A 21,123-nucleotide genomic window follows, 5' to 3' on the forward strand; every position below is an offset into this window, starting at 1 on the left:
CGAGCCTCGGCATCGGCGGCCGTACAAGGACGGCCGACGAGGTGGTTGGAGGACCCGATGCTCTCGAAAGCCCTGTTGCGCCTGGGCGCAAGCGCCGCCCGCCATCCCTGGCGGGTGATCGCGGCATGGCTGATCGCCGCCACGCTCGCCGTCCTCGCCGCCGTCGCCTTCGGCGGGCGGACCGCGGACTCGATGACCGCTCCGGGACTGGACTCCCGACGGGCCGCGGAACTGATCGAGCGGGCAGGCACCGGCCAGGAGGGGATGACCGCCCAAGTGGTCGTCACCCCCCTCGACGACGGTGCGACGTTCTTCGACGACGACGGCGCGCGCACCGCTCTCACGCGGCTGCGGGCCGAGGTGAAGCGGCTGCCGCACGTGCTCGGCACGAGCGACCCGGCGGGGGCGCTCGACGCGGGCGGGGACACCGCCGTGCGCGGCGGCCTCGTTTCGGCCGACGGGCGGATCGCGGTCGTCCGGGTGCAGTACCCCGACCAGAGCCGACTGTCGGCCGAAGACCTCGACGCCCTCGTCGATCTCGGCGACCGGCTGCGCGCCGAGCTGCCGTTGCGCATCGAGATGGGCGGGAACCTCTTCTACGCCTTCTCCGACCCCGACGGCGGCGCGAGCGAGCTGATCGGCCTCCTCGCCGCGGCCGCGATCCTGTTCCTGGCGTTCGGTTCGCTCGTCGCCGCCGCGCTGCCGATCGGCATGGCGGTCTTCGGGCTGACCGTCGGGGTCGCCACGATGACGGTACTGGCGGGGGTGACGGACGTCCCGACCTTCGCACCGGTCCTGGGCAGCATGGTCGGGCTCGGAGTGGGCATCGACTACGCGCTGTTCGTGCTCGCCAGGCACCGGGAGTACCTCGCGCGCGGGCTGGATCCGCACGAGGCGGCCGGACGAGCGGTGGCCACGGCGGGGCGGCCGGTGGTCTTCGCCGGCGGCACCGTCGTCGTGTCGATCCTCGGCCTGGCGGTCGCGAACGTGCCGTTCATGACGGTGGGCGGGCTCGCCGTCTCGATCGTCGTCCTGATCATGGTGCTCGCGTCGGTGACGCTGCTGCCGGCCTTCCTCGGCGCGGCCGGCCCGCGCCTGGCCCGATCCGGCCGGATCGGCCGGGCCCTGCAGACCAGGAAGCCGGTCCGACTCGCGCGGCGGCGCCACCCGGCGGTGGGCGCTGCCCACGCCGCCGGGTGGCGCCGCTGGATCGGGCACGTCAGCCGGCACCCGGTGCCGTACGCGGTCGGCGCGGCGGGGCTGCTGCTGACCGCCACGCTGCCCGTGCTCGGCCTGCGCGTCGGTCTGCCCGACGACGGCTCACTGCCCCACAGCCGTACCGAGCGCCGGGCCTACGACCTCGTCGCCGAGGGATTCGGCCCGGGCACCAACGGTCCCCTCGTCATCGCCGCGGACCCCACCGGTGATCCGGGAGTGCTGGACCGACTCGTCGGGGCGGTCGCGGCGGATCCGGGCATCGCATCCGTCGCGCCGACGCACATCGATCGGGCCACCGGCATCGCGACCCTCGTGGTGTTCCCGACCACCAGCCCTCAGGACAAGGCCACGGCCGACACCATCGCCCGGTTGCGCACCGACGTGCTGCCCACGGCGATCGGGCACGGCCCGGCCAGGGCCCACGTCGGCGGCGCAGCCGCGAGCCTGTCCGATGTGGGCCAACGCACCAGCCAACGCCTGCCGATGTTCGTCGCCGCCGTGCTGGCGATGTCGTTCCTCCTGCTGATGCTGGTCTTCCGCTCGATACTCGTACCGCTCAAGGCGGTACTGCTGAATCTGCTGAGCATCGGCGCGGCCTACGGCATCATGGTCGCGGTCTTCCAGTGGGGCTGGGGAGGCGCACTCATCGGGCTGGAAGCGACGGTTCCGATCGTGTCGTTCATCCCGATGTTCCTCTTCGCCATCCTGTTCGGCCTGTCGATGGACTACGAGGTGTTCCTCCTCTCCCGCGTGCGCGAGGAGTACCTGCGCACCGGCGACAACGGCACGGCGATCGTCGAGGGCGTCTCGCGCACCGCCCGGATCATCACCTCGGCCGCCCTCATCATGGTGGCGGTCTTCCTGTCCTTCGCCGTCGCCGAGGACCCCTCCACCAAAATGTTCGGGCTCGGCCTGGCCACCGCGATCTTCATCGACGCCACGGTCGTACGCATGGTGCTGGTACCGGCGACCATGACACTCCTCGGCCGCAGCAACTGGTGGCTGCCGAAGTGGCTGGACCGGATGCTTCCCCGCGGCCCGGTCGGCACCGACGACACCGACGCGGAATCCACGGGTGAGGCCCCGCGTCCACGGCTGGTTGACCGTTGACTCGACTCCTGCCCGCCCTTGGCGTCCGGCACCTCAGCGCGTCACCCAGGGGCCTGTCGAGTCGTGATCATCGGGTGGTCTGGTGAGGTCCTTGATCCAGATCATCGAGGCGCGCAGGTGGAGACCGGCGAGGTGGCTGTCGGGAGTGCCAGTTGCGCTCGCGTCACGTAAGACCGTCCACCGGACCGGACCGTGCCACGAAGGCACATCCCGCACATTGATCACGACTCGGGCGGGTCGCGCCCACGCGGCCGAGCCGCATATCGATACAGCCCCGCGCCCCTGAGGGCGTTGCCCGCGCCGCCTGTCAAGAAGGTCCGGTGTTGACCGCCTTCGCTGCCTTGCGGGCCGCCACCAGGACCGGGTCCCAGACCGGGGAGAACGGGGGCGCGTATCCCAGGTCCAGGGACACCATCTGTTCCACCGTCATGCCGGCCGTCAGGGCGACCGCCGCGATGTCGACTCGTTTGCCCGCGCCCTCGCGGCCGACGATCTGGACGCCCAGGAGGCGGCCCGTGCGGCGTTCGGCGAGCATCTTGACCGTCATCAGCGAGGAGTTGGGGTAGTAGCCCGCGCGGCTCGTCGATTCGATCGTGGCCGTGACGTACTGCAGGCCCGCCCGGCGGGCGTCCTTCTCGCGCAGACCCGTGCGGGCGATCTCCAGGTCGCAGACCTTGCTGACGGCCGTGCCGACGACGCCGGGGAACGTGGCGTAGCCGCCGGCGGCGTTCGTGCCGATGACCTGGCCGTGCTTGTTGGCGTGCGTACCGAGGGCGATGTGGCGTTCCTGGCCGGACACCAGGTCGAGGACCTCCACGCAGTCGCCGCCCGCCCAGATGTTCTCGTGGCCGCGTACCCGCATGGCGAGGTCGGTGAGCAGGCCGCCGTGGTCGCCGAGGGGGAGGCCGGCCGCTCGCGCCAGCGTGCTCTCGGGGCGGACGCCGATGCCGAGGACGACCACGTCCGCCGGGTACTCGGCGTCCTGCGTGGCCACCGCGCGGACCCGGCCGTCCTCGCCGGTGAGGATCTTGGTGACCTCGGTGTCGTTGACCATGGTGATGCCGAGGCCCTCCATGGCCTCGTGCACCAGCCGGCCCATGTCCGCGTCGAGCGTGGACATGGGTTCGCTGCCCCGGTTGACGACCGTGACCTCGTAGCCGCGGTTGATGAGCGCCTCGGCCATCTCGACGCCGATGTAGCCCGCGCCGACGACCACCGCGCGCCGGCCACGCGTGTGTTCCAGCGTGTCGATCAGGGCCTGGCCGTCGTCGAGGGTCTGCACGCCGTGGACGCCGGGGGCGTCGGCGCCCGGCATGTCGGGGCGGATCGGGCGGGCGCCGGTCGCGATGACGAGTTTGTCGTACGACGTCCAGGACTCGGCGCCGGAATCGACGTCACGCGCGCGTACCCGGCCGCCTGCCACGTCGATCTCCGTGACCTCGGTCCGCATGCGCAGGTCGATGTCCCGCGCGCGGTGCTCCTCGGCCGTACGGGCGATCAACTGGTCGCGCTCCGGGACGCCGCCGCCCACCCAGTACGGGATGCCGCAGGCCGAGAAGGAGGTGAAGTGGCCGCGTTCGAACGCCACGATCTCCAGCTCCTCGGCGCTCTTCAGACGCCGCGCCTGCGACGCCGCGGACATCCCCGCGGCGTCGCCTCCGATGACGACCAGTCGTTCTCGCGTTCCCGACCCACCACTCGCAGCACTCATGTTCATGCGAACACGCTACGAGCGCCGGGCATTTCAGTCCCGCTCGCCGCCCTGTCCGGCGCCGTGCTCGTCCCCCGCGTGCGTGCGCCCCGGTGCCTGGCGGGCCGTCGGCAGCGGACCCAGGGCGGTCGTCGCGGGCGCGGTCGCCGGGCGCCGGGGCATCCGGGGCCGCAGGACCTTCAGCCACAGCAACACGATCAGTGCCGCCACGGCGGCGAAGGGCAGCACGGCGCCGAACACCACCGCGAGCCAGCGCAGCATCGTCACGAACGCGCCCCAGCCGCCCGCGAGCGCGTCCAGGAAGCCGGGGTCCTCGTCCTTCGGGGCCGCCTTCTTCACCGGCGTCTCCGACAGGGAGAGGGTGATCGTGGCCAGGCTGGTGCGGTCCTTCAGGGACGCCTGCTGGGCCAGCAGCGCCTCCAGGTCCGCCTGGCGGGAGCTCAGCTCGCCCTCCAGCGTGACCACGTCGCTGAGCTTGGTCGCCCGGTCCATCAGCTCGCGGATCCGGGCCACGCTGGCCCGCTGCGACGTGATGCGGCTCTCCACGTCCACGACCTGGTCGGTGACGTCCTGCGCCTTGGCACTGCGCTCGATCAGCTTGCCGGCGCCCTCCAGATCGGCGAGGACCTCGGCGTACTTGTCGACGGGCACGCGCAGGACGACGCGGGTGCGCTCATGGCCCTTCCCGTCGCCGGTGGTCGTCTCGTTGCCGACGTAGCCACCCGCGTTCTCGGTGGTGGCGCGGGCCTCGTCGAGAGCCCGCGGTACGTCCTTGACCTGCACGGTCAGGGAGGCCGTACGGATGATGTGGCTCGCCGTGGCCTTGGGCGGCGCGGTCGCCCGGTCCGCGCCGGAGCCGCTGCCCGGGGCGCCCGCGTCCGCACTCGCCTGGACCTCCTCCTTGGCGGCCCCGCCCCCCGCGGCGGCGCTGTCGGATCCCGCGTCGTCCGTGCCGCTGCAGCCGGTGAGCGCGAGGGCGGCGGCCAGCAGGAGGCCGGTCAGGACCTGGACCGGTCGTACGGGTGGTGCGGATCGTGCGGATCGTCGTGCGCGCATGTGGGCGTACCCCCGAGGGTTGTCGTGGCGACTGATGCTTCTTCGACGCGCGGGTCCGGCCGAACGTTGGCGGGAAACGGTCCCGATGCGGTCACGGTCGGGACTCGTGCGGGACACCGGGGCGCGGACGGGCTGTCAGTGGGGTCTGAGAGGCTGGGGACATGCGCGAAGCTCAGACTCGTAGGGGTGCGGGCCAGGTCGTCGTCATCGGCGGCGGGATCGCCGGTCTGGCGGCCGCCCACCGGCTGCTGGCCGCCGGCAGGCGGGTGACCGTCCTGGAGGCGTCGGACCGGATCGGCGGCAAGCTGCTGCCCGGCACGATCGCCGGTGCGCGCGTGGACTTCGGCGCCGAGTCGATGCTGGCCCGCCGCCCCGAGGCCGTCGCCCTCGCCCGCGAGGTGGGCCTCGCCGACCGCCTCCAGCCGCCCGCCACCGCGACGGCCTCGATCTGGACCCGAGGCGCCCTGCGACCGATGCCCAAGGGACATGTGATGGGCGTCCCCGGCACCGCCGCCGCCCTGACCGGCGTCCTGTCCGACGAGGGCCTGGCCCGCATCGAGCGCGACGCCGACCTGCCCCGCACCGAGGTCGGGGACGACGTGGCGGTCGGCGAGTACGTGGCGGCACGCCTCGGCCGCGAGGTGGTCGACCGCCTGGTCGAGCCCCTGCTGGGCGGCGTGTACGCGGGCGACGCGTACCGCATCTCGATGCGTTCGGCCGTGCCGCAGCTCTACCAGGCGGCGAAGACGCACGACTCCCTCACCGAGGGCGTCCGCGAGATCCAGGCCAAGGCCGCCGCCGGCCGGCAGACCGGGCCGGTGTTCATGGGCATCGAGGGCGGCGTGGGCCAACTCCCGCTCGCCGTCGCGGAGTCGGTGCGCGCGCGGGGCGGCGAGATCGTGACCGGGGCGCCGGTGACGGAGCTGCGCCGGGAGGCGTCCGAAGGGTGGCGTGTCGTCGCCGGTGACCGGGTGCTGCACGCCGACGCGGTCGTCGTCGCCGTACCCGCGCCGGCCGCCGCCGCCCTCCTGCGCGCCGAGGCCCCCGAGGCAGCCGCCGAGCTGGACGGCATCGAGTACTCCTCCATGGCCCTGGTCACCCTCGCCTACCGCCGGGCCGACACCGACCTGCCGGCGGGCAGCGGCTTCCTCGTGCCGCCGGTCGACGGACGCACCATCAAGGCGTCGACGTTCGCCTCCCAGAAGTGGGGCTGGATCGCCGACGGGAACCCGGATGTGGTCGTGCTGCGCACATCCGTGGGCCGCTACGGCGAGACGGAGATCCTCGGCCGCGACGACGACCACCTCGTCGACGTCTCCCGCCGGGACCTCCGGGCGGCGACCGGCCTCGACGCCACCCCGCTGGAAACCCGCGTCACGCGCTGGACCGACGGCCTGCCCCAGTACCCGGTCGGCCACCACGCGCGCGTGGCCCGCGTCCGCGAGCACGTCGCCGAGGTGCCGGGCCTCGCGGTGTGCGGCGCGCAGTACGACGGGGTGGGCATCCCCGCGTGCATCGCGAGCGCGTACGCCGCCGTGGACCAGCTGGACGGCGATCCGAGCGGTGTCGAGGAGCTCACCGCCAACCCGGTGCAGAGTCTGCACGGCGGAGCGGGAGAATAGGGGACATGAGTGACGACGCCTCCACCACCGAGTCCGGCAGGATCCCGAACAAGGGCAAGCTGGCCAAGGACCTCAACGAGGTCATCCGCTACACCCTCTGGTCCGTCTTCAAGCTGAAGGACGTCCTCCCCGAGGACCGCGCGGGGTACGCCGACGAGGTCCAGGAGCTGTTCGACCAGCTCGCCGCCAAGGACGTGACGATCCGCGGCACGTACGACGTGTCCGGGCTGCGCGCCGACGCCGACGTCATGATCTGGTGGCACGCCGAGACCAGCGACCAGCTCCAGGAGGCGTACAACCTCTTCCGCCGCACCAGGCTGGGCCGCGCCCTGGAGCCGGTCTGGTCGAACATGGCGCTGCACCGCCCCGCCGAGTTCAACCGCTCGCACATCCCGGCGTTCCTCGCCGACGAGACGCCCCGCGACTACGTCAGCGTCTACCCCTTCGTGCGCTCCTACGACTGGTACCTGCTGCCCGACGAGGACCGCCGCCGCATGCTCGCCGACCACGGCAAGATGGCCCGCGGCTACCCGGACGTGCGCGCCAACACCGTCGCCTCGTTCTCGCTCGGCGACTACGAGTGGATCCTGGCCTTCGAGGCCGACGAGCTGTACCGCATCGTCGACCTCATGCGCCACCTGCGCGCCTCGGAGGCCCGCAGGCACGTCCGCGAAGAGGTGCCGTTCTACACGGGCCGTCGCAAGAGCGTGGCCGAGCTGGTGGCCGGGCTCGCCTGATCAGTGCGGGAGCCGGGCGGTGGCCTGCTGAGGCCGGCCGCCCGGCTTCGTCGCGGTGTGCTGCCTCAGCTTCTTCGCCTTGCTCTCGCCCGGGCGCTCCGGCTTGGGCTCGGGGTGCCCCTCGCACGCCGCGCGCCGGGCCGGGAGGCGGCCCTCCAGCAGGTAGGCGTCGACGTGACCGTTGACGCACGTGTTCGGGCCGTACGCGATGCCGTGCGTGCCGGCGTCCCGCTCGGTCACCAGTACCGAGCCCGACAGCCGCCGGTTCATCTCCAGCGCTCCGTCGTACGGCGTGGCGGCGTCCCGCTCGGCGGCCAGGATCAGGATCGGCGGCAACTCACCCCGCCCGGTCCGGACATCGAGCGGCTCCTGCCGGGGCGCCTGCCAGTAGGCGCACGGCAGGTTCATCCACGCGTTGTCCCAGGTCTCGAACGGCGCCACGCGCGCGAGCCGCGTGTTGTCCCGGTCCCAGACCGCCCAGTCCGTCGGCCAAGGCGCGTCGTTGCACTCCACGGCCGTGTAGACCGCGCTCGAGTTCTCGTCCTCGGCCGCCGCCTCCTTCGCCGGCGCGGCCAGCTCGACCAGCGGCTTCGGGTCGCCCTTCACATACGCCGACAGCGCCTTCGCGCGCGACGGCCAGTAGTCGTCGTAGTACCCGGCCTGCAGGAACGCCTCCTGCAGCTGCCCGGTCCCGACCTTCCCGCCCGCCGGCTCCTCGGCCAGCCGCGCCCGTACCTTCTGGTAGCTGCGCAGCACCTCGTCGGACGTGGCACCGAGGCCGTACACGTCGTCGTGCTCGGCGACCCACTCCCGGAAGTCCGCCCATCGCTCCTCGAACGCGGCCGACTGGGCGAGGTTGCTGCGGTACCAGATCTGCGCCGGGTCCGGGTTCACCGCCGAGTCGAACACCATCCGACGTACGTGCGAGGGGAAGAGCGTCGCGTACACCGCGCCGAAGTAGGTGCCGTACGACGCCCCCATGAAGGTCAGCTTCGACTCGCCCAGTGCGGCCCGCAGGACGTCCAGGTCACGGGCGTTGTTCAGGGAGTTGTAGTGCTGCAGCGCGCTGCCCGTGCGCTGCGCGCAGCCACGCGCGTACGCCTTCGCCCGGGCGATGCGCTCCTTCTTGTACGCCTCCGAGGGGTGCGTCGGCGCCTGCACCGGCCCCTTGACGGACTGCTTGGGGTCCTGGCAGGACAGCGGCGCGGACGGCGACACCCCGCGCGGGGCGTAGCCGACCAGGTCGTACGCCGCCGCCAGCCGCTTCCACGCGGGGAGCAGGCCGATCAGCGGGAAGTGCAGCCCCGAGGCGCCCGGCCCGCCCGGGTTGTAGACCAGGGCGCCCTGCCCGGGCACCCGGCGCTTGCTGTTGTGCGGGTCCTTGTGCGTGGCCCGCACCCGGCTGACGGCGAGCTTGATCTGCTGGCCATCGGGACGGGCGTAGTCGAGCGGGACGGACACCGTGCCGCACTGCATCTTGCCCGGCAGGCCCTGCCCCTTGGCGCATTCGCCGAAGGTGATGCCGGCGGCCTCGGCGCGCGTGGCGGCCACGGTCGTGCCGTGCTGCTCGGCCGTACCCGGGGCGGCCCCGGTGCTGCCGGCCGGAGCGGCGGAGAGGGTCGTCAGGAGCAGAGCCCCGGCGACCGAGTAGAGGGCGGCAGCTCTCATGGCGTATCCCTTCGGTGCACGGCAGCAACAAAAGGGATATTTCGTTCGTCTGTTGATGAAGGCAAGCACCGCCCCGCCGGTGTCGGCCTCAATGCCCCCTATGCGTCACCGAGCCGACGGGCTGTCAGTCGTAGCTGTCACTCGTGCCGGTGGAACGCGTGGTGGTGCGGCTCGCGGTGCGCGAAGGCCGCACGCAGGTCCGGCTCGCCGATGGCGCGTACGCCCCTTATCGCGACGGAGGTGAGGTACGTACGGTCGTCCCCGGCCCGGGAGCGCCGGACCAGGGTGCTCAGCAGCCGCTGCCCGGCCGGGGAGGCCCACTGCGCGTACGGGTGGATCTCGATCCGGGCGATGGCGAGACAGCTCAGGGTGAGCACGAAGGGGAGCGCGAACCAGAGCGCGACCAGGTGGGCCGGCATGTCCGACTGGGCCGGCGCCAGCAGCGCGATCGCGCCCAACGCCAGTACAGCGGCCACGGCGAGCTGCACCTGCCGGATCGAGGCCGCGATCCCGCCGCGCTCCCCGTCGGGTACGGCGAGGCCCGCGCTGACCAGACGGTCGGCGAGACTGCCGACCGCGTCCGCGGCGGCTGCGGCGTCCCGCACCGGCTCGATGCGGGACTGGCCCTGCGGCCCGATGGCCCCTATCACCGAGCGCTCCATCTCGTCCCGGCCGCGCGGATCGACGACCGTCGCCCAGCCGGTGTGCGCGAGCAGCAGGCGCCGCTGCCGCGCCATGGAGACGAGGGTCAGATCGGCGACCCGTCGCGGGCCGCCGGACAGGAAAGCGGCCTCGTACAGCGTCAGATCGTGTCCTTGGCCCGCGGTCGCCTCTTTCGCGTCGGAGGCCGCGGTGTGTACGGCGGCCAGGCACAGGCGCGTGCAGGCAGTGCCGGCGACGGCCCAGGCCAGCAGGAGGAGAAGGACCCAGAACATGCCGCGTTTCTATGCCAAAGGCCCAGTGAAACGCCATGCCTTGTTCACAATGCGGACCGAGAGTTGCCGGGATGTGACGTTCCGGATAGGGCGTCGAGGGCGTCAGGACCCCTGCGGGCGGGGGCTGGTCGCGGCCGGCGGCAGGGTGTACTTGGGTGACGGCGACGGGGGCGGGCTCATCGGGACGGCCGGAGCGGGGGCCTCGGTCGGCCCGGGCGGGGCGGGGGAGGGCGTCAGCGGAGGGGTGCTGTCGGCGACCATGTCCCGGGCCACGGCGTCGTAGTCGACGTAGCCGGTCGCCTCCAGGACCGTGATGTGGTCCAGCACCGTGGTGTTGGCGTCGTCGGCGAGCTTGCGGACGAGGGAGTTGCGCGTACTGGCCCGCACCTGGGCCACGACGGAGAACACCTTGCCGTGCGCCAGGCGCAGGATGTTCGCGAACTGTCGGTCGTACTCGACGCTCTGGGCCGCGCTCAGGGTGTCCAGCCACTCCTGCTGCTGCTCGGTGGGCTCGTTCGGCAGCGCGAGGCTGAGCTTGGCGGCGACGTCACGTACCCGCTCGTCGAGGAACGTGTGCCCCTCGATGAGGTGCCGGCCGGCGGTCCGTACGGCCGGGGTGGTGCCCTTCTGCTGCGCCTGCTCACCCGCGGGCAGCTCCCACAGCCCTGCCAGCCGGACCTTCGTGATGAAGTCGCGGTCCAGCGCGGACAGCGGCCCGTACCCCGTCGAGACGGTCTCCGCGTTGAGCACGTCCAGACCGGTGCCGGACCGGTCGGCGTACGACCAGATGGGAAAGACCATCGCCAACAGCGTCGCCGTCAGGCCGGTGATGATCAGCCCGGTGCCGCTGAAGATGCCTCGGCCGTTGACGCGGGGTTGCGATCGCATGGTGCCTCCTGGTGCGGCACCGCACGTTAGTGCGCTTCGGGGGTGGGTTGGCATATTACTTCGGCGCCGGAGTGTGCCGTGCCCGGCACCCGGCTCATCGCCGCAGCCGCCCCGTCCGCTTCCCAGCTCAGCGCCGCAGCAGCACGCGTCGCGTGGCGCGGGCCAGCCGTACCCCCGGCCGTCGCGACCGCGGCGTGGGGCCCGAGCGCTCCAGCCACCACTCCTGCAACTCCGCCCGGACCCGGGCGTCTTCGAGCCGGCCGCCGACCAGCAGGTACCCGGCGAAGTCCAGGGCGTCGCGCCGGTAGCCGTCGGTCATCGGGTTCCCGTGGCTGTAGCCGAGGAAAGCCCGTCGATACCCGTTCCCGAGGATCACCGGCAGCTCGGGCGCGACCTTCGCCACGACGTCCGCCCGCTTACCGGCGAGCGCCCGCGCCTGCACGCCGAGCCGTACCCGGTCGAACCCCTCCGGCACCGGCGTCCCGGCGACGAGCGCGGACAGCAGCGAGGCCTGTGCGAGGGCGAGCCGCTGACGAGCGGGATCGGTGACTGCCTCGGCCCGCACCGTCCCGTCCCGGGGTGGGGTGTCGACGGCTGTCTCCGCCCGGTGGGTGGTGGCGGGTGGTGCCTTCGGCGGAGTGGATTCGGTGCGGGCCCTCTCGGCCGCGCCCGCGGCCGGCACCGCCTCCGGCGAGGCCCCCTCCAGGCCCGCCGCCTCCGAAGCGGCTTCAGCCGAGGACGCCCCGCCCCGGGTCGGCGTCCCGCGAGGCACCTGGGCCGCGCGCGGCGTCTCCACCGCCCCCTTCTCCACCGCCCCCTTCTCCAAGGCCCCCCGAATCGCCCCCAACTCGCGCTCCAGCTCCCCCGGCTCCGGGAAGTTCTCGTCGCGTTCCAGCAGAACCCCGGGCGGGGTCACGCGGGAGGCGAGGTCCGTCAGGATGTCGAGGACCGGCCGGGGCACGGCGTGGGCGTGGCTGTCGTGCCAGACGCCGTCGCGTTCGAAGCCGCCCGCGACATGGACGTACGCGATGGCCTCCAGCGGAAGTTCGGCGAGGGCCTTGGCGGGGTCCTCGCCCCGGTTGACGTGGTTGGTGTGGAGGTTGGCCACGTCGATGAGCAGCCGCACCCCCGTGCGGTCGGCCAGCTCGTACAGGAACTGCCCCTCCGTCATCTCCTCGCCCGGCCAGGAGATGAGGGCCGCGATGTTCTCCACGGCGAGCGGCACGGGCAGCGCGTCCTGCGCGATACGGACGTTCTCGCACAGGACGTCGAGGGCGTCCCGGGTGCGGGGGACCGGCAGAAGGTGCCCCGCCTCCAGGCGCGGCGACGCCGTGAGCGGCCCTCCCGCCCGTACGAACGCGATGTGCTCGGTGACCAGCGGCGCCCCCAGCGCCTGAACCCGCTCGGCGAGTGCGGTCAGCCGCCCGGTGTCGGGCCGCTCCGCTCCGCCCAGCCCGAGCGAGACACCGTGCGGGATCACGGTCACGCCGCGCTCCCGCAGCCGTACCAGGGACTCCGGAAGATGCCCGGGGCAGACGTTCTCGGCGACAACCTCGACCCAGTCGATGCCCGGCATGCGCTCCACGGCGTCCGCGATCTCCGGACGCCACCCGATCCCCGTACCCAGTCGCTCCATCGTCCCCTCCTCGGCCTCTTCCGTACCCGCTGTCCCGTCTCCTCGGACGTGCCGGACGTGACGGGGGTATGGCCCCGCGGGACCCGCCCGAACCCCTGGGCCGACACCTTCAGAGCAACATTTGAGGTTGGGCGGCCGGGACCCGCGTCCCGCTCCCCGCACCGGACGAGCGGCCTCGCAAGGTCGTACGCACCGCACGCCGACGGCGTTCAAACGCCCCGCCCAAGCACGCCTGAGACCGGGACACGGCACGACCGCCCACCGGGTGGTCGCTCAGGTACCCAGATTCCGGACGGTCTCCGCCACCAGGCGGCTGCCCCGTGGGGCGTACCACGACGTGTACGACGACAGCTTGGCGACCGCCGTGCCCAGCCACTCGGGATCGCCGAGCCGGTGCAGCGCCTTCGCCTCGGTGAGCTCGTCGAACAGGGCCTTCAGCACGATGACGTGGCCGCCCGTGTACCGGCGCTCGTGATGGGTGTACCGCACCCTCCACAGGTCATAGGGATGGCGCACGATCCCGTTCAGGGAGCAGCCGTCGCGGCCCATGTCGGCGCCCGGCGCGAAGGCTCCGGCGAAGCCCGCGAAGGGCGTGGTCTGCCACCTGCGGTAGGCGGCCCGCACCCGCAGCTCCAGGAACCGCGTCCACTCCACGACGAGCAGCGGCGCCGTCTCCCCTCGCCGGCAGTGCTCCAGGCCCTCGGGCGTCAGCACGACACTCAGGCCCTCCTTGCGCGTCGGGTCCCCGATCACCCACCGGTCCCCGATCGGCTCCAGCGGCCCCAAGTACAGCCCCATGGCCTCTCCCCTCGATCCCGTCGCCGGTCCGGTCGCCTGACGCCGGTCCGGCAGCCGCTCCGAGGAACGCCCCGCGTCCTACCGCAGCGCCGGATGGTCGGCGACCACCGTGCACGATCCGGGCGCGATCTCCGTGAACCCCGCGTCGCGCACCAACGGCAGCCCCCTGGTCGTCAGCTCGGGCCAGCGCTTTGGGTCCGCGGTCCGTACGGCGAGCGGGAACCCCGCGTCGCGCCAGGCGGCCCGCTCCTCGTCCGACAGCTCCCACCAAGCGAGTTGCGCCGCGTGCCCGGTCTGCGCCATCGCCTTGCCGGCCGACATGTCGAGGTCGGGGTTCAGCCAGAGCACGGGCCCCGACGGGTCGGCGTCCACGGGCGGCTCGGGGTCGTCGAGGTCGGTGCCGGAGACCTGGAGCTTCGCCAGCTCCTTGGGCCACCCGTCCAACGGCACGGGCGGGAAGACCCGCACCTCGGCCGCCTTGCCGGTGACGGTGATGCCCGGCAGTGTTTCCGCCCGCCGCCACTCGGCGCCGCGGGCCCGCCGCACGACCTTGCGGATCCGGGCGTCCTGCCAGTCCCGCATGGCCGCGGCCCACTCGCCGTCGCCGACGGAGCGCTCGTCGTCGAGGATCACCAGGACGGCGCGGGCGGAGGTTTCGAGGGCGTCGGTGCGAGCGGGTGGAGCGCCCCGCTCGATCCGTACGACGAGAGGCAGTACGAACTGCGGAGCGTCATCGCGGGCACTGGGCTCCGACCGGAAGGGGCTGTCGCCGGCGGACGTCGGTTCTTGGCTCACGACAACACCCTAAGGGGCGCGGAACCGTGTCGATTTTGCTGGTTCGCCGCGTGAGCGCGATCAGCTCCCGGCCGGCCGCCACGCGCCATGGGACAGGATGTCCTCCATGCAACGTGATCTTCGTCTGGACAACGTGGGCCGCCGCTACGGCCTGCGCGGCCCATGGGTCTTACGCGGCGTGCATCTCACCGTGCCGCCCGGCAACCTCATCCGCGTCGAAGGCCCCAACGGCACCGGCAAGTCCACCCTCCTCCGGCTCCTGGCCGGCATCGACGCCCCGACCGAGGGCCGCATCACCGGCCGCCCCCGCACCGCCTACGTCCCCGAACGCTTCCCCACGGCCCTCCCCTTCACCGCCGTCGGCTACCTCACCCATCTCGGCAAGGTGCACGGCCTCTCCCGTGCCGCGGCCACCCGGGCCGCCCTGGAGTGGCTCGACCGCTTCGGCGCCGCCTCGTACGCCCGTACGCCGATGGCCCAGCTGTCGAAGGGCAGCAGCCAGAAGGTCGCCGTCGTCCAGGCCCTCCTCGCCGAACCGGAGCTGCTCGTCCTCGACGAGGCGTGGACCGGCCTCGACGCCGCCGCCCGAGAGGAACTGGAGCGGGCTGTCGCCGAACGCACCGCGGGCGGCACCGCCGTGGTCTTCGTGGACCACGACCCGGGCCGCCTGGCGGGAGCGCCCGACGCGACGTACACCGTGCGGGACGCGGGACTCGACCTGCTTCCGGAAGACGCGCCTTCGGCACCGACCGGCCCGCACGTGACCGTCGTCGTGCGGGGCCCGCGGGGCGGACGGCTCCCCGCCGACGCGACCCGCACCGTCATATCGGCGGAGGAAGCCGAGCCCGGCACCCACCGCCTGACCGTCCCCGCGTCCCATTCGGACGTCCTCCTGCGCGCCCTGCTGACGGCCCGCCCGCCCTGGCACGTGGTGAGCGTGAGACAGGAGCCGACCCCCGAGACCGAGAGCCGCCGATGACCGCCCTTCTCAGCTACCAGACCGCCCTGCTGGCCCGTTCGCAGCGCTGGCTGCCGCCGTTCATCCTGTACGTCGCGTTCCTCGGGATCGGTGTGTCGAGCGGTCAGCCGGTGCTCGACTCGCTCGGCTACACGGCCGCGGCCCTGCTGCCCGTCGCCGCCTGGCTGGTGCGGATCTGCGTCACCAACGAGCCACCCGCCGCCCGCAGTTGTGTGTCCGCAGCGGTCGGGCCGGGGCGGGCGCATCTCGCCGCGCTGCTGGTCGCGCTGACCGCGGCGGCGGTCCTGGGCACGCTCGCGACCCTCGTCGTGACGCTGATCAGCGACCCGGTGAGCGCGGACCACCAGACGCGTGTGCCGCGGCTCCCGGCGGGCGCGGCCGGGCTGCTCGCCACGCTGGCCTGCGCCCTGCTCGGCACGGCCGTCGGCGCCCTCACCACCTGGCCGTTGCTGCGCTCCACGGGACGCGCGGTCCCCACGATGCTGCTCGCGGCGCTGCTGTCCGTGGTCGTGACCGGCTCCCCGGCACAGGCGGCGGTCAGCGGCCTGGTCACCGGCTCCCGCTCGGGCACGGTCCCCATGCCCCTGCTGCCGTTGGCCGCGGCGGCCCTGCTCACGGCGGCGGCGATCGCCGTGGCCTGTGCGCTCACGTCCCGCCGGTCACCCTGAGGAAGGGCTCATCCCGAACAGGCCGTGCGCTGTGCCTCCTGCCACTCACAGACCGGGCAGAGCGTGATCCCCTTGTACGACTCCGGGTACTCCGTGGGCTCCCGGCACAGCACGCACTCGGCGTACGGCGGCCCGTCGGCCTTGGGCGGCCTGGTCGCGTCGATCAGGCAGTAGTCGTTCGTAGCCTGTTCCTCGCTCATGCGTCCAGCGTACGAGCATCAGGTCCGCCCGCCGGCCGCCCCGATCAGCTCGGACACCTTCACGAACCGAAAACCCCTGGCGCGCAGCTCGGGTACGACGCTGCGGACCACCCGCTCGGTCGTCGGAGCGGCACTGAGCGTGCAGTGCATGACGACCACGGACCCCGCCCGCACCCCGTCCAGCACCTCCTGCGCGACAGCACGGGCGTCCGTCGCGAACGCGTCCCCGCTCACCACGTCCCACTGCACGGCGGTGACGCCGGCCGGGCTGAGCGCCTTCAGAGCGCGCCGGTCGTAGCAGCCGCCGGGAAACCGGAAGTACGGCATCGCGTCACGGACCCCCACTTTCCGCAACGCCGCGTACGCACGCTCCACATCCACCCGCATCCGCTCCTCGCCGACCGTCGGCAGCCCGTAGCAGTCCTCGGTGAAGGCGTAGTGGCTGTAGGAGTGGTTGGCGACCTCGAACAGCGGGTTCCGCCCGATGGCCCGGGCCTGCTCCGGGTACTCCTCGGCCCATCGCCCCGTCATGAACACGGTCGCCGGCACCTTCAACTCCCGCAGCGCCGCGACCAGCCCGGGATTGTCGAACCGTTCCCCCCGCGCCGCCCGGGGCCCCTGGTCCGCGGTCATGTCGGCGTCGAAGGTGAGCGCGACGGCCTTGTCCCGACCGCGCGGTCCGTGCTCGAAGACGGGCGTCACACCGGCGGGACCGGGGGCCAGGGTCGGCGGTCCGGCCATGGGGGAGACGTCGGCGGTGGCGCTGGGCGCGGGCAGGGGAGCCCGGGTCGCCTCGTGCGGCGCACAGGCGGCGAGCGCGCTGAGCGCCGCACCCAGGGCGCAGAGGGCGGTGACGCGACGTACAGATGTGATCACCGTATGAAGATATGAGGATTAAACGGTCTTTTCGCTACGCCGACGGATACGCCGGGCCCGTGTCACCCGCCCGGCGGACCGCGGCCTCTCCCGGGCTGCTCAGTCGGTTCGTGTGCAGGAGCCCGTCGGCGCGGTGGCCGGAGGACGGCACTGGAGGCTGTACTCGCTCGCGTCCGTGCTCAGGTAGCGGCCCATGCAGGTGCTCACCGAAGTGCGGCCGCGTTCGGCGCAGAAGGTGAGGGCGGCGCGGCCGTCGGCGAAGGGGCCGGGGGCGTAGATCACCCAGTAGCCGGGGCGCAGGGAGGCGTACTCGTCGCTGCGCAGGACGGCCGCCTCCGGCACCGACCGGCGGACGGTGGCGAGCCGCTTGTCCCGGGCCGCGGTGCCCGCGGCGACGGGTTCGGAGTGGAGCTGGGCGATCCAGCGGCCGTCGGGGGTGGCGGGCGGGGTGGGAGCGGCGGTCTTCGTGGTGGGGGTGGGCGCGGGCGTCGGCTGTTGTTTCGCCGGGGTGGGGGTGGACTTCGTGGCCGGAGGGTTCGAGGTGGCGCGGGCCTTGTCGTCGCCGCCGGTGTCACCGGGGCGCAGGGCGAGGAGGACCAGAGCCGCCGCGGTGGCGATCGCGAGCCCTGCGGTCACGGCCACGGCGAGGGGTCCCCGGCGCCGGGGCTCGTGCATCCGCTGCGGAACCGTGGGCCGGGGCGTGTCGAGCTGCGTCGGCGTCGCAGGCGCGGGCGGTGCGGCGGCGGTCAGCGTCGGCTGTGCCCAGTACGGCGTCGTACCGGCCTCCACCTGCGCCAGCATCGTGTCAAGGCGGGCGGCGTCCGGGCGCGCCGCCGGGTCCCGTACCAGCAGGGCTTCGAGCACCGGCGTCAGCGAGCCCGAGCGGGTCGGCCGCGGGAGAGGCTCGTCGAGTACGGCGGCCAGGGTGGCAAGTGTGGTGGGGCGGCGCAGGGGGCTGACGCCCTCCACGCACACGTACAGCACCACGCCCAGCGACCAGAGGTCGGCGGCGGGGTCGTCGTCGCGGCCCCGGATCCGCTCGGGGGCCATGTACTCGGGCGAACCGACGAGTTCGCCGGTCGCCGTGAGGGCTGTCGTGCCCTGCAGGGCGGCGATGCCGAAGTCGGTGAGGACGGCGTCGCCGTCGGGACGCAGGAGGATGTTGGCGGGCTTGACGTCCCGGTGCTGGATGCCCGCCGCGTGCGCGGCCCGCAGCGCGCCGAGCACCTGACGGCCGACGCGGGCCGCTTCCACCGGAGTCAACGGGCCGTCGTCCAGGCGCCGCTGGAGCGAGACGCCCGGCACCAGCTCCATCACGATCCAGGGGTGCGGGTCGGCGGCCACGATCTGGTGGACGGTGACCACATGGGGATGGCTCAGCCGGGCCAGCGCCCGCGCCTCCCGCAGCACCCGCTCGCGCACCACACCGACCGTGTCCGCGTCGGACCGGACAGCCTTGAGCGCGACCTCTCGGTGCAGCACCGTGTCGCGAGCCCGCCACACGGTGCCCATTCCTCCGCTGCCCAGCCGCTCCACCAGCTCGAAACGGCCGTCGACGACATCCCCCGGTGCGTTCATGCCGCACAGGTTAGAGGACGTTCCGGAGAGGAAGCCTCCACTCGTTCGAGGGACGGTGCGCTACCTGCGCCAGGGGCCCGTCACCGCGAACGTCGTCCCCGGGGTATAGCAGTTGACGTACATCGTCTGCCCGTCCGGCGCGAAGGTGACCCCGGCGAACTCGCCCCACTCGGGCTCCTGCGGCGTGCCCAGGTTCTGTGCGTTGCGCGCCATCGCGTACACCTCCCCGCGCCGGGTCACGCCGAACACGTGCTGGGCGCCGTTGCCGTCCTCGCACACCATCAGGCCGCCGCTGGGGGCGAGGCAGATGTTGTCCGGGGACTCGCCGGGGAGTTGGAGGTCGGTGTCCGGACCGAAGACGATCACGAGGGTGAGGCGGCGCTCGGTGGGGTCGTAGCGCCAGATCTGGCCGTAGTGATCCGCCGCCGAGCCCTCCGCGCTGCGGGCGAAGGACGAGACGAAGTAGACGCAGCGGCCGCCCCAGTAGCAGCCCTCCAGCTTCTGCGCGTGGGTGATGCCCTTCGGGCCGAAGTCCTGGTGGCGGATGGGGGTTTGGGCGGCGAGGGGGTCCGGTACGTCGACCCACTCGATGTTCTCGAAGGTCGCACCCGTCTCCTGGATCGAGGAGAGGTCCGGTACGCCCGGGACACGCATCGCCTGGAGGCGGCCGCCCGCGCGCAGGGAGCCGAGGCCGCCGTGCGGGGCGTGGGGGAGGAAGCGGTAGAAGAGGCCGAAGGGGCGCTCGAAGGCGTCCTCGGTCTCGTAGACGATGCCGCGCCGCGGGTCGACCGCGATCGCCTCGTGCTGGAAGCGGCCCATCGCGGTCAGCGGGACGGCGCCGGAGCGGTGCGGGTTCGCCGGGTCGACCTCGAAGATGAAGCCGTGGTCCTTGGTGTAACCGTTGGTGCCGGCCTTGTCCTCGGTCTCCTCGCAGGTCAGCCAGGTGCCCCAAGGGGTGGGCCCGCCTGCGCAGTTGACGGCCGTGCCGGCGATGGCGACACGCTCGGACAGGACGCGGTTGCGGGAGTCCAGGGTCAGGGCCGTACAGCCGCCCTTGCCCTGCGGGTCGTAGGTGAGGCCGGGGACCGTCGGGACGGGGACGGCCGCCGTGTTGCGGTTCTCGTGGTTGCGGACCAGGTGGACGCGGCCACGGGAGCCCGGCAGGGCTGTCATGCCGTCGTGGTTGGAGGGGACCGGGCCCTCGCCGGAGCGGAGTTGGTCGCCCTCGCGCGACAGGACCCGGTAGCGGAATCCTTCCGGCAGGTCGAGCAGGCCCTTGGGGTCGGGGACCAGGGGGCCGTATCCGGTGTGGCCGAGGGTCTGCGCGGCGGCGGTGCCTGCGAAGAGCTCCGACAGGGACCCGGCGAAAGCGATGCCGATACCCAGGGAGCCGGAGCGGGCGAGGACCTGACGTCGTGTTGCGGACATGGGGGGAAACCTTCCTGCTGGCGGACAGGAACTTGATCCCGCCGTGTCTATCACCTGGCGCGACTCGCGTGAACCACGCGCGTAGCGTGTGTCACTTCAGTGGCGATTGGCCAGGTGGCTCCGCCGGGAGTTCGGCCGGGGGTTCAGGAGTCGGTTCGGACGGAGGTTCCGTGGATTCCTCGACGGCTATCGGCTCCGAGACGGCGGCCGACTCGCCGACGGCGGCCGGCTGGTCGACGGTGGCCGACTCGGGAACGGCGGTCGGCTCGGTGGTCGCACTGGCAGCGTGGTCCTGCGGTGGCTGTGCGCCCCGCTCCAGGAACCGCAGCAGCTCCACCGGGATCGGCAGCACCAGCGTGGAGTTCTTCTCCGCCGCCACCGCCATCACCGTCTGCAGCAGCCGCAGTTGGAGGGCGGAGGGCGCGTCGGCCATCTGGTGCGCGGCCTCGGCCAGCTTCTTGGAGGCCTGGAGTTCGGCGTCGGCGTTGATGACCCGGGCCCGCCGCTCCCGGTCGGCCTCGGCCTGGCGGGCCATGGACCGCTTCATCGACTCCGGCAGGGACACGTCCTTGATCTCGACGCGGTCGATCTGCACGCCCCAGCCGATCGCCGGACTGTCGAGCATCAGCTCCAGGCCCTGGTTGAGCTTCTCGCGGTTGGACAGCAGATCGTCCAGATCGCTCTTGCCGATGATCGAGCGCAGCGAGGTCTGCGCCATCTGGGAGACGGCGAAGCGGTAGTCCTCGACGTTGATGATCGCGGCCGCTGCGTCCACGACCTGGAAGTACACGACCGCGTCGACCCGCACGGTCACGTTGTCGCGGGTGATGCCCTCCTGGGCGGGCACGGGCATCGTCACGATCTGCATGTTGACCTTGTGGAGCCGGTCGACGGCCGGGAGGATCATCGTGAACCCCGGCTCGCGCACGGAGCCCCGCAGCCGGCCGAGCCGCAGGATCACCCCGCGCTCGTACTGCTTGACGACCCGCGCGGCGGCCGCGACGTACACCAGCCCCACCGCTGCGACACCTGCGGCCGCACCCAGCAGTTCCTCGACCATGGCGACCCCCTCGCCGAGAGGTCCGATCAGTACGCTCCTGTAACGCTATGTCCTGCAACGATATGCCCGGTGCCCGGTCCGGGGCCATGGACGGCTCCGGACCGGACACCGGGCCAGGGGTCACACCTCACCGGGGGCACACGCCACCCGGAGTCGTACG

At 72.8% G+C, this 21,123-nt stretch carries 18 protein-coding genes; 5 read left to right on the top strand and 13 right to left on the bottom strand.

The features are described 5' to 3' along the window. Positions 1 to 57 precede the first annotated feature (57 nt). On the top strand, positions 58 to 2,328 hold the full coding sequence (locus ACZ7L5_RS01535) for an MMPL family transporter (RefSeq protein ID WP_471513421.1): 2,271 nt from the start codon (positions 58 to 60) through the stop codon (positions 2,326 to 2,328). Positions 2,329 to 2,635: 307 nt separating this feature from the next. Here the strand turns inward: ACZ7L5_RS01535 and ACZ7L5_RS01540 are convergent, their stop codons facing one another. Further along, positions 2,636 to 4,045: an FAD-dependent oxidoreductase gene (locus tag ACZ7L5_RS01540; protein ID WP_471513423.1), complete on the bottom strand. Its 1,410-nt coding sequence runs from the start codon at positions 4,043 to 4,045 to the stop codon at positions 2,636 to 2,638. Positions 4,046 to 4,072: 27 nt separating this feature from the next. Further along, positions 4,073 to 5,095: a DUF4349 domain-containing protein gene (locus ACZ7L5_RS01545; RefSeq protein ID WP_471513425.1), complete on the bottom strand. Its 1,023-nt coding sequence runs from the start codon at positions 5,093 to 5,095 to the stop codon at positions 4,073 to 4,075. A gap of 161 nt (positions 5,096 to 5,256) precedes the next feature. On the opposite strand from ACZ7L5_RS01545, the gene hemG reads away from it, so the two are divergent. Both hemG and hemQ read left to right on the top strand, forming a co-directional pair. Further along, positions 5,257 to 6,717, top strand: a complete 1,461-nt coding sequence (gene hemG / locus ACZ7L5_RS01550; RefSeq protein ID WP_471513427.1) for a protoporphyrinogen oxidase — start codon at positions 5,257 to 5,259, stop codon at positions 6,715 to 6,717. 5 nt (positions 6,718 to 6,722) lie between these two features. After that, positions 6,723 to 7,454 carry a hydrogen peroxide-dependent heme synthase gene (gene hemQ / locus ACZ7L5_RS01555; RefSeq protein ID WP_471513429.1) on the top strand — a complete coding sequence of 244 codons (732 nt, stop codon included), beginning with the start codon at positions 6,723 to 6,725 and terminating at the stop codon, positions 7,452 to 7,454. On the opposite strand, the gene ACZ7L5_RS01560 is transcribed toward hemQ, so the two are convergent. From ACZ7L5_RS01560 to ACZ7L5_RS01585, 6 genes are all read right to left on the bottom strand, one after another. Beyond that, positions 7,455 to 9,122: an alpha/beta hydrolase gene (locus ACZ7L5_RS01560; RefSeq protein WP_471513431.1), complete on the bottom strand. Its 1,668-nt coding sequence runs from the start codon at positions 9,120 to 9,122 to the stop codon at positions 7,455 to 7,457. Positions 9,123 to 9,259: 137 nt separating this feature from the next. Further along, complete coding sequence (locus tag ACZ7L5_RS01565; RefSeq protein ID WP_471513433.1) at positions 9,260 to 10,057, bottom strand: TIGR04222 domain-containing membrane protein; 798 nt, start codon at positions 10,055 to 10,057, stop codon at positions 9,260 to 9,262. 102 nt (positions 10,058 to 10,159) lie between these two features. Continuing rightward, positions 10,160 to 10,945: a DUF4142 domain-containing protein gene (locus tag ACZ7L5_RS01570; protein ID WP_471513435.1), complete on the bottom strand. Its 786-nt coding sequence runs from the start codon at positions 10,943 to 10,945 to the stop codon at positions 10,160 to 10,162. Positions 10,946 to 11,072: 127 nt separating this feature from the next. Next, positions 11,073 to 12,581 (bottom strand): MbnB/TglH/ChrH family RiPP precursor modification enzyme, encoded by a 1,509-nt coding sequence (locus ACZ7L5_RS01575; protein WP_471513437.1) that lies wholly within the window; start codon positions 12,579 to 12,581, stop codon positions 11,073 to 11,075. 273 nt (positions 12,582 to 12,854) lie between these two features. Continuing rightward, positions 12,855 to 13,379 carry a hypothetical protein gene (locus tag ACZ7L5_RS01580; protein ID WP_471513439.1) on the bottom strand — a complete coding sequence of 175 codons (525 nt, stop codon included), beginning with the start codon at positions 13,377 to 13,379 and terminating at the stop codon, positions 12,855 to 12,857. A gap of 78 nt (positions 13,380 to 13,457) precedes the next feature. Beyond that, positions 13,458 to 14,174, bottom strand: coding sequence for a peptidyl-tRNA hydrolase (locus ACZ7L5_RS01585; RefSeq protein WP_471513441.1), 717 nt, complete (start codon positions 14,172 to 14,174; stop codon positions 13,458 to 13,460). 106 nt (positions 14,175 to 14,280) lie between these two features. Here ACZ7L5_RS01585 and ACZ7L5_RS01590 point away from each other — a divergent pair, with 106 nt between their 5' ends. Both ACZ7L5_RS01590 and ACZ7L5_RS01595 read left to right on the top strand, forming a co-directional pair. Then, positions 14,281 to 15,153 (top strand): ABC transporter ATP-binding protein, encoded by an 873-nt coding sequence (locus ACZ7L5_RS01590; protein ID WP_471513443.1) that lies wholly within the window; start codon positions 14,281 to 14,283, stop codon positions 15,151 to 15,153. Next, positions 15,150 to 15,821 (top strand): ABC transporter, encoded by a 672-nt coding sequence (locus ACZ7L5_RS01595; RefSeq protein WP_471513445.1) that lies wholly within the window; start codon positions 15,150 to 15,152, stop codon positions 15,819 to 15,821. Before ACZ7L5_RS01590 ends, ACZ7L5_RS01595 begins: the two co-directional genes overlap by 4 nt. A gap of 8 nt (positions 15,822 to 15,829) precedes the next feature. On the opposite strand, the gene ACZ7L5_RS01600 is transcribed toward ACZ7L5_RS01595, so the two are convergent. From ACZ7L5_RS01600 to ACZ7L5_RS01620, 5 genes are all read right to left on the bottom strand, one after another. Continuing rightward, the gene (locus tag ACZ7L5_RS01600; protein WP_328878552.1) at positions 15,830 to 16,021 is read right to left on the bottom strand and encodes a hypothetical protein; all 192 of its coding nucleotides are present in this window, start codon (positions 16,019 to 16,021) and stop codon (positions 15,830 to 15,832) included. Between the two features lie 18 nt (positions 16,022 to 16,039). Continuing rightward, positions 16,040 to 16,897, bottom strand: coding sequence for a polysaccharide deacetylase family protein (locus ACZ7L5_RS01605; protein ID WP_471513447.1), 858 nt, complete (start codon positions 16,895 to 16,897; stop codon positions 16,040 to 16,042). Positions 16,898 to 16,996: 99 nt separating this feature from the next. Then, positions 16,997 to 18,475, bottom strand: coding sequence for a serine/threonine-protein kinase (locus ACZ7L5_RS01610; RefSeq protein WP_471513449.1), 1,479 nt, complete (start codon positions 18,473 to 18,475; stop codon positions 16,997 to 16,999). A gap of 60 nt (positions 18,476 to 18,535) precedes the next feature. Continuing rightward, complete coding sequence (locus ACZ7L5_RS01615; RefSeq protein WP_471513451.1) at positions 18,536 to 19,903, bottom strand: PhoX family protein; 1,368 nt, start codon at positions 19,901 to 19,903, stop codon at positions 18,536 to 18,538. A gap of 91 nt (positions 19,904 to 19,994) precedes the next feature. After that, positions 19,995 to 20,963 carry a slipin family protein gene (locus tag ACZ7L5_RS01620; RefSeq protein WP_471513453.1) on the bottom strand — a complete coding sequence of 323 codons (969 nt, stop codon included), beginning with the start codon at positions 20,961 to 20,963 and terminating at the stop codon, positions 19,995 to 19,997. Positions 20,964 to 21,123 lie beyond the last annotated feature (160 nt).

Source organism: Streptomyces sp. NPDC107528, from assembly GCF_055639295.1.

Excerpts from the sequence above, each read along its gene's own strand:
- ACZ7L5_RS01535 (WP_471513421.1), top strand. The coding sequence starts at position 58 with ATGCTCTCGAAAGCCCTGTTGCGCCTGGGCGCAAGCGCCGCCCGCCAT.
- ACZ7L5_RS01540 (WP_471513423.1), bottom strand. The coding sequence starts at position 4,045 with ATGAACATGAGTGCTGCGAGTGGTGGGTCGGGAACGCGAGAACGACTG.
- ACZ7L5_RS01545 (WP_471513425.1), bottom strand. The coding sequence starts at position 5,095 with ATGCGCGCACGACGATCCGCACGATCCGCACCACCCGTACGACCGGTC.
- hemG (WP_471513427.1), top strand. The coding sequence starts at position 5,257 with ATGCGCGAAGCTCAGACTCGTAGGGGTGCGGGCCAGGTCGTCGTCATC.
- hemQ (WP_471513429.1), top strand. The coding sequence starts at position 6,723 with ATGAGTGACGACGCCTCCACCACCGAGTCCGGCAGGATCCCGAACAAG.
- ACZ7L5_RS01560 (WP_471513431.1), bottom strand. The coding sequence starts at position 9,122 with ATGAGAGCTGCCGCCCTCTACTCGGTCGCCGGGGCTCTGCTCCTGACG.
- ACZ7L5_RS01565 (WP_471513433.1), bottom strand. The coding sequence starts at position 10,057 with ATGTTCTGGGTCCTTCTCCTCCTGCTGGCCTGGGCCGTCGCCGGCACT.
- ACZ7L5_RS01570 (WP_471513435.1), bottom strand. The coding sequence starts at position 10,945 with ATGCGATCGCAACCCCGCGTCAACGGCCGAGGCATCTTCAGCGGCACC.
- ACZ7L5_RS01575 (WP_471513437.1), bottom strand. The coding sequence starts at position 12,581 with ATGGAGCGACTGGGTACGGGGATCGGGTGGCGTCCGGAGATCGCGGAC.
- ACZ7L5_RS01580 (WP_471513439.1), bottom strand. The coding sequence starts at position 13,379 with ATGGGGCTGTACTTGGGGCCGCTGGAGCCGATCGGGGACCGGTGGGTG.
- ACZ7L5_RS01590 (WP_471513443.1), top strand. The coding sequence starts at position 14,281 with ATGCAACGTGATCTTCGTCTGGACAACGTGGGCCGCCGCTACGGCCTG.
- ACZ7L5_RS01595 (WP_471513445.1), top strand. The coding sequence starts at position 15,150 with ATGACCGCCCTTCTCAGCTACCAGACCGCCCTGCTGGCCCGTTCGCAG.
- ACZ7L5_RS01600 (WP_328878552.1), bottom strand. The coding sequence starts at position 16,021 with ATGAGCGAGGAACAGGCTACGAACGACTACTGCCTGATCGACGCGACC.
- ACZ7L5_RS01610 (WP_471513449.1), bottom strand. The coding sequence starts at position 18,475 with ATGAACGCACCGGGGGATGTCGTCGACGGCCGTTTCGAGCTGGTGGAG.
- ACZ7L5_RS01615 (WP_471513451.1), bottom strand. The coding sequence starts at position 19,903 with ATGTCCGCAACACGACGTCAGGTCCTCGCCCGCTCCGGCTCCCTGGGT.
- ACZ7L5_RS01620 (WP_471513453.1), bottom strand. The coding sequence starts at position 20,963 with ATGGTCGAGGAACTGCTGGGTGCGGCCGCAGGTGTCGCAGCGGTGGGG.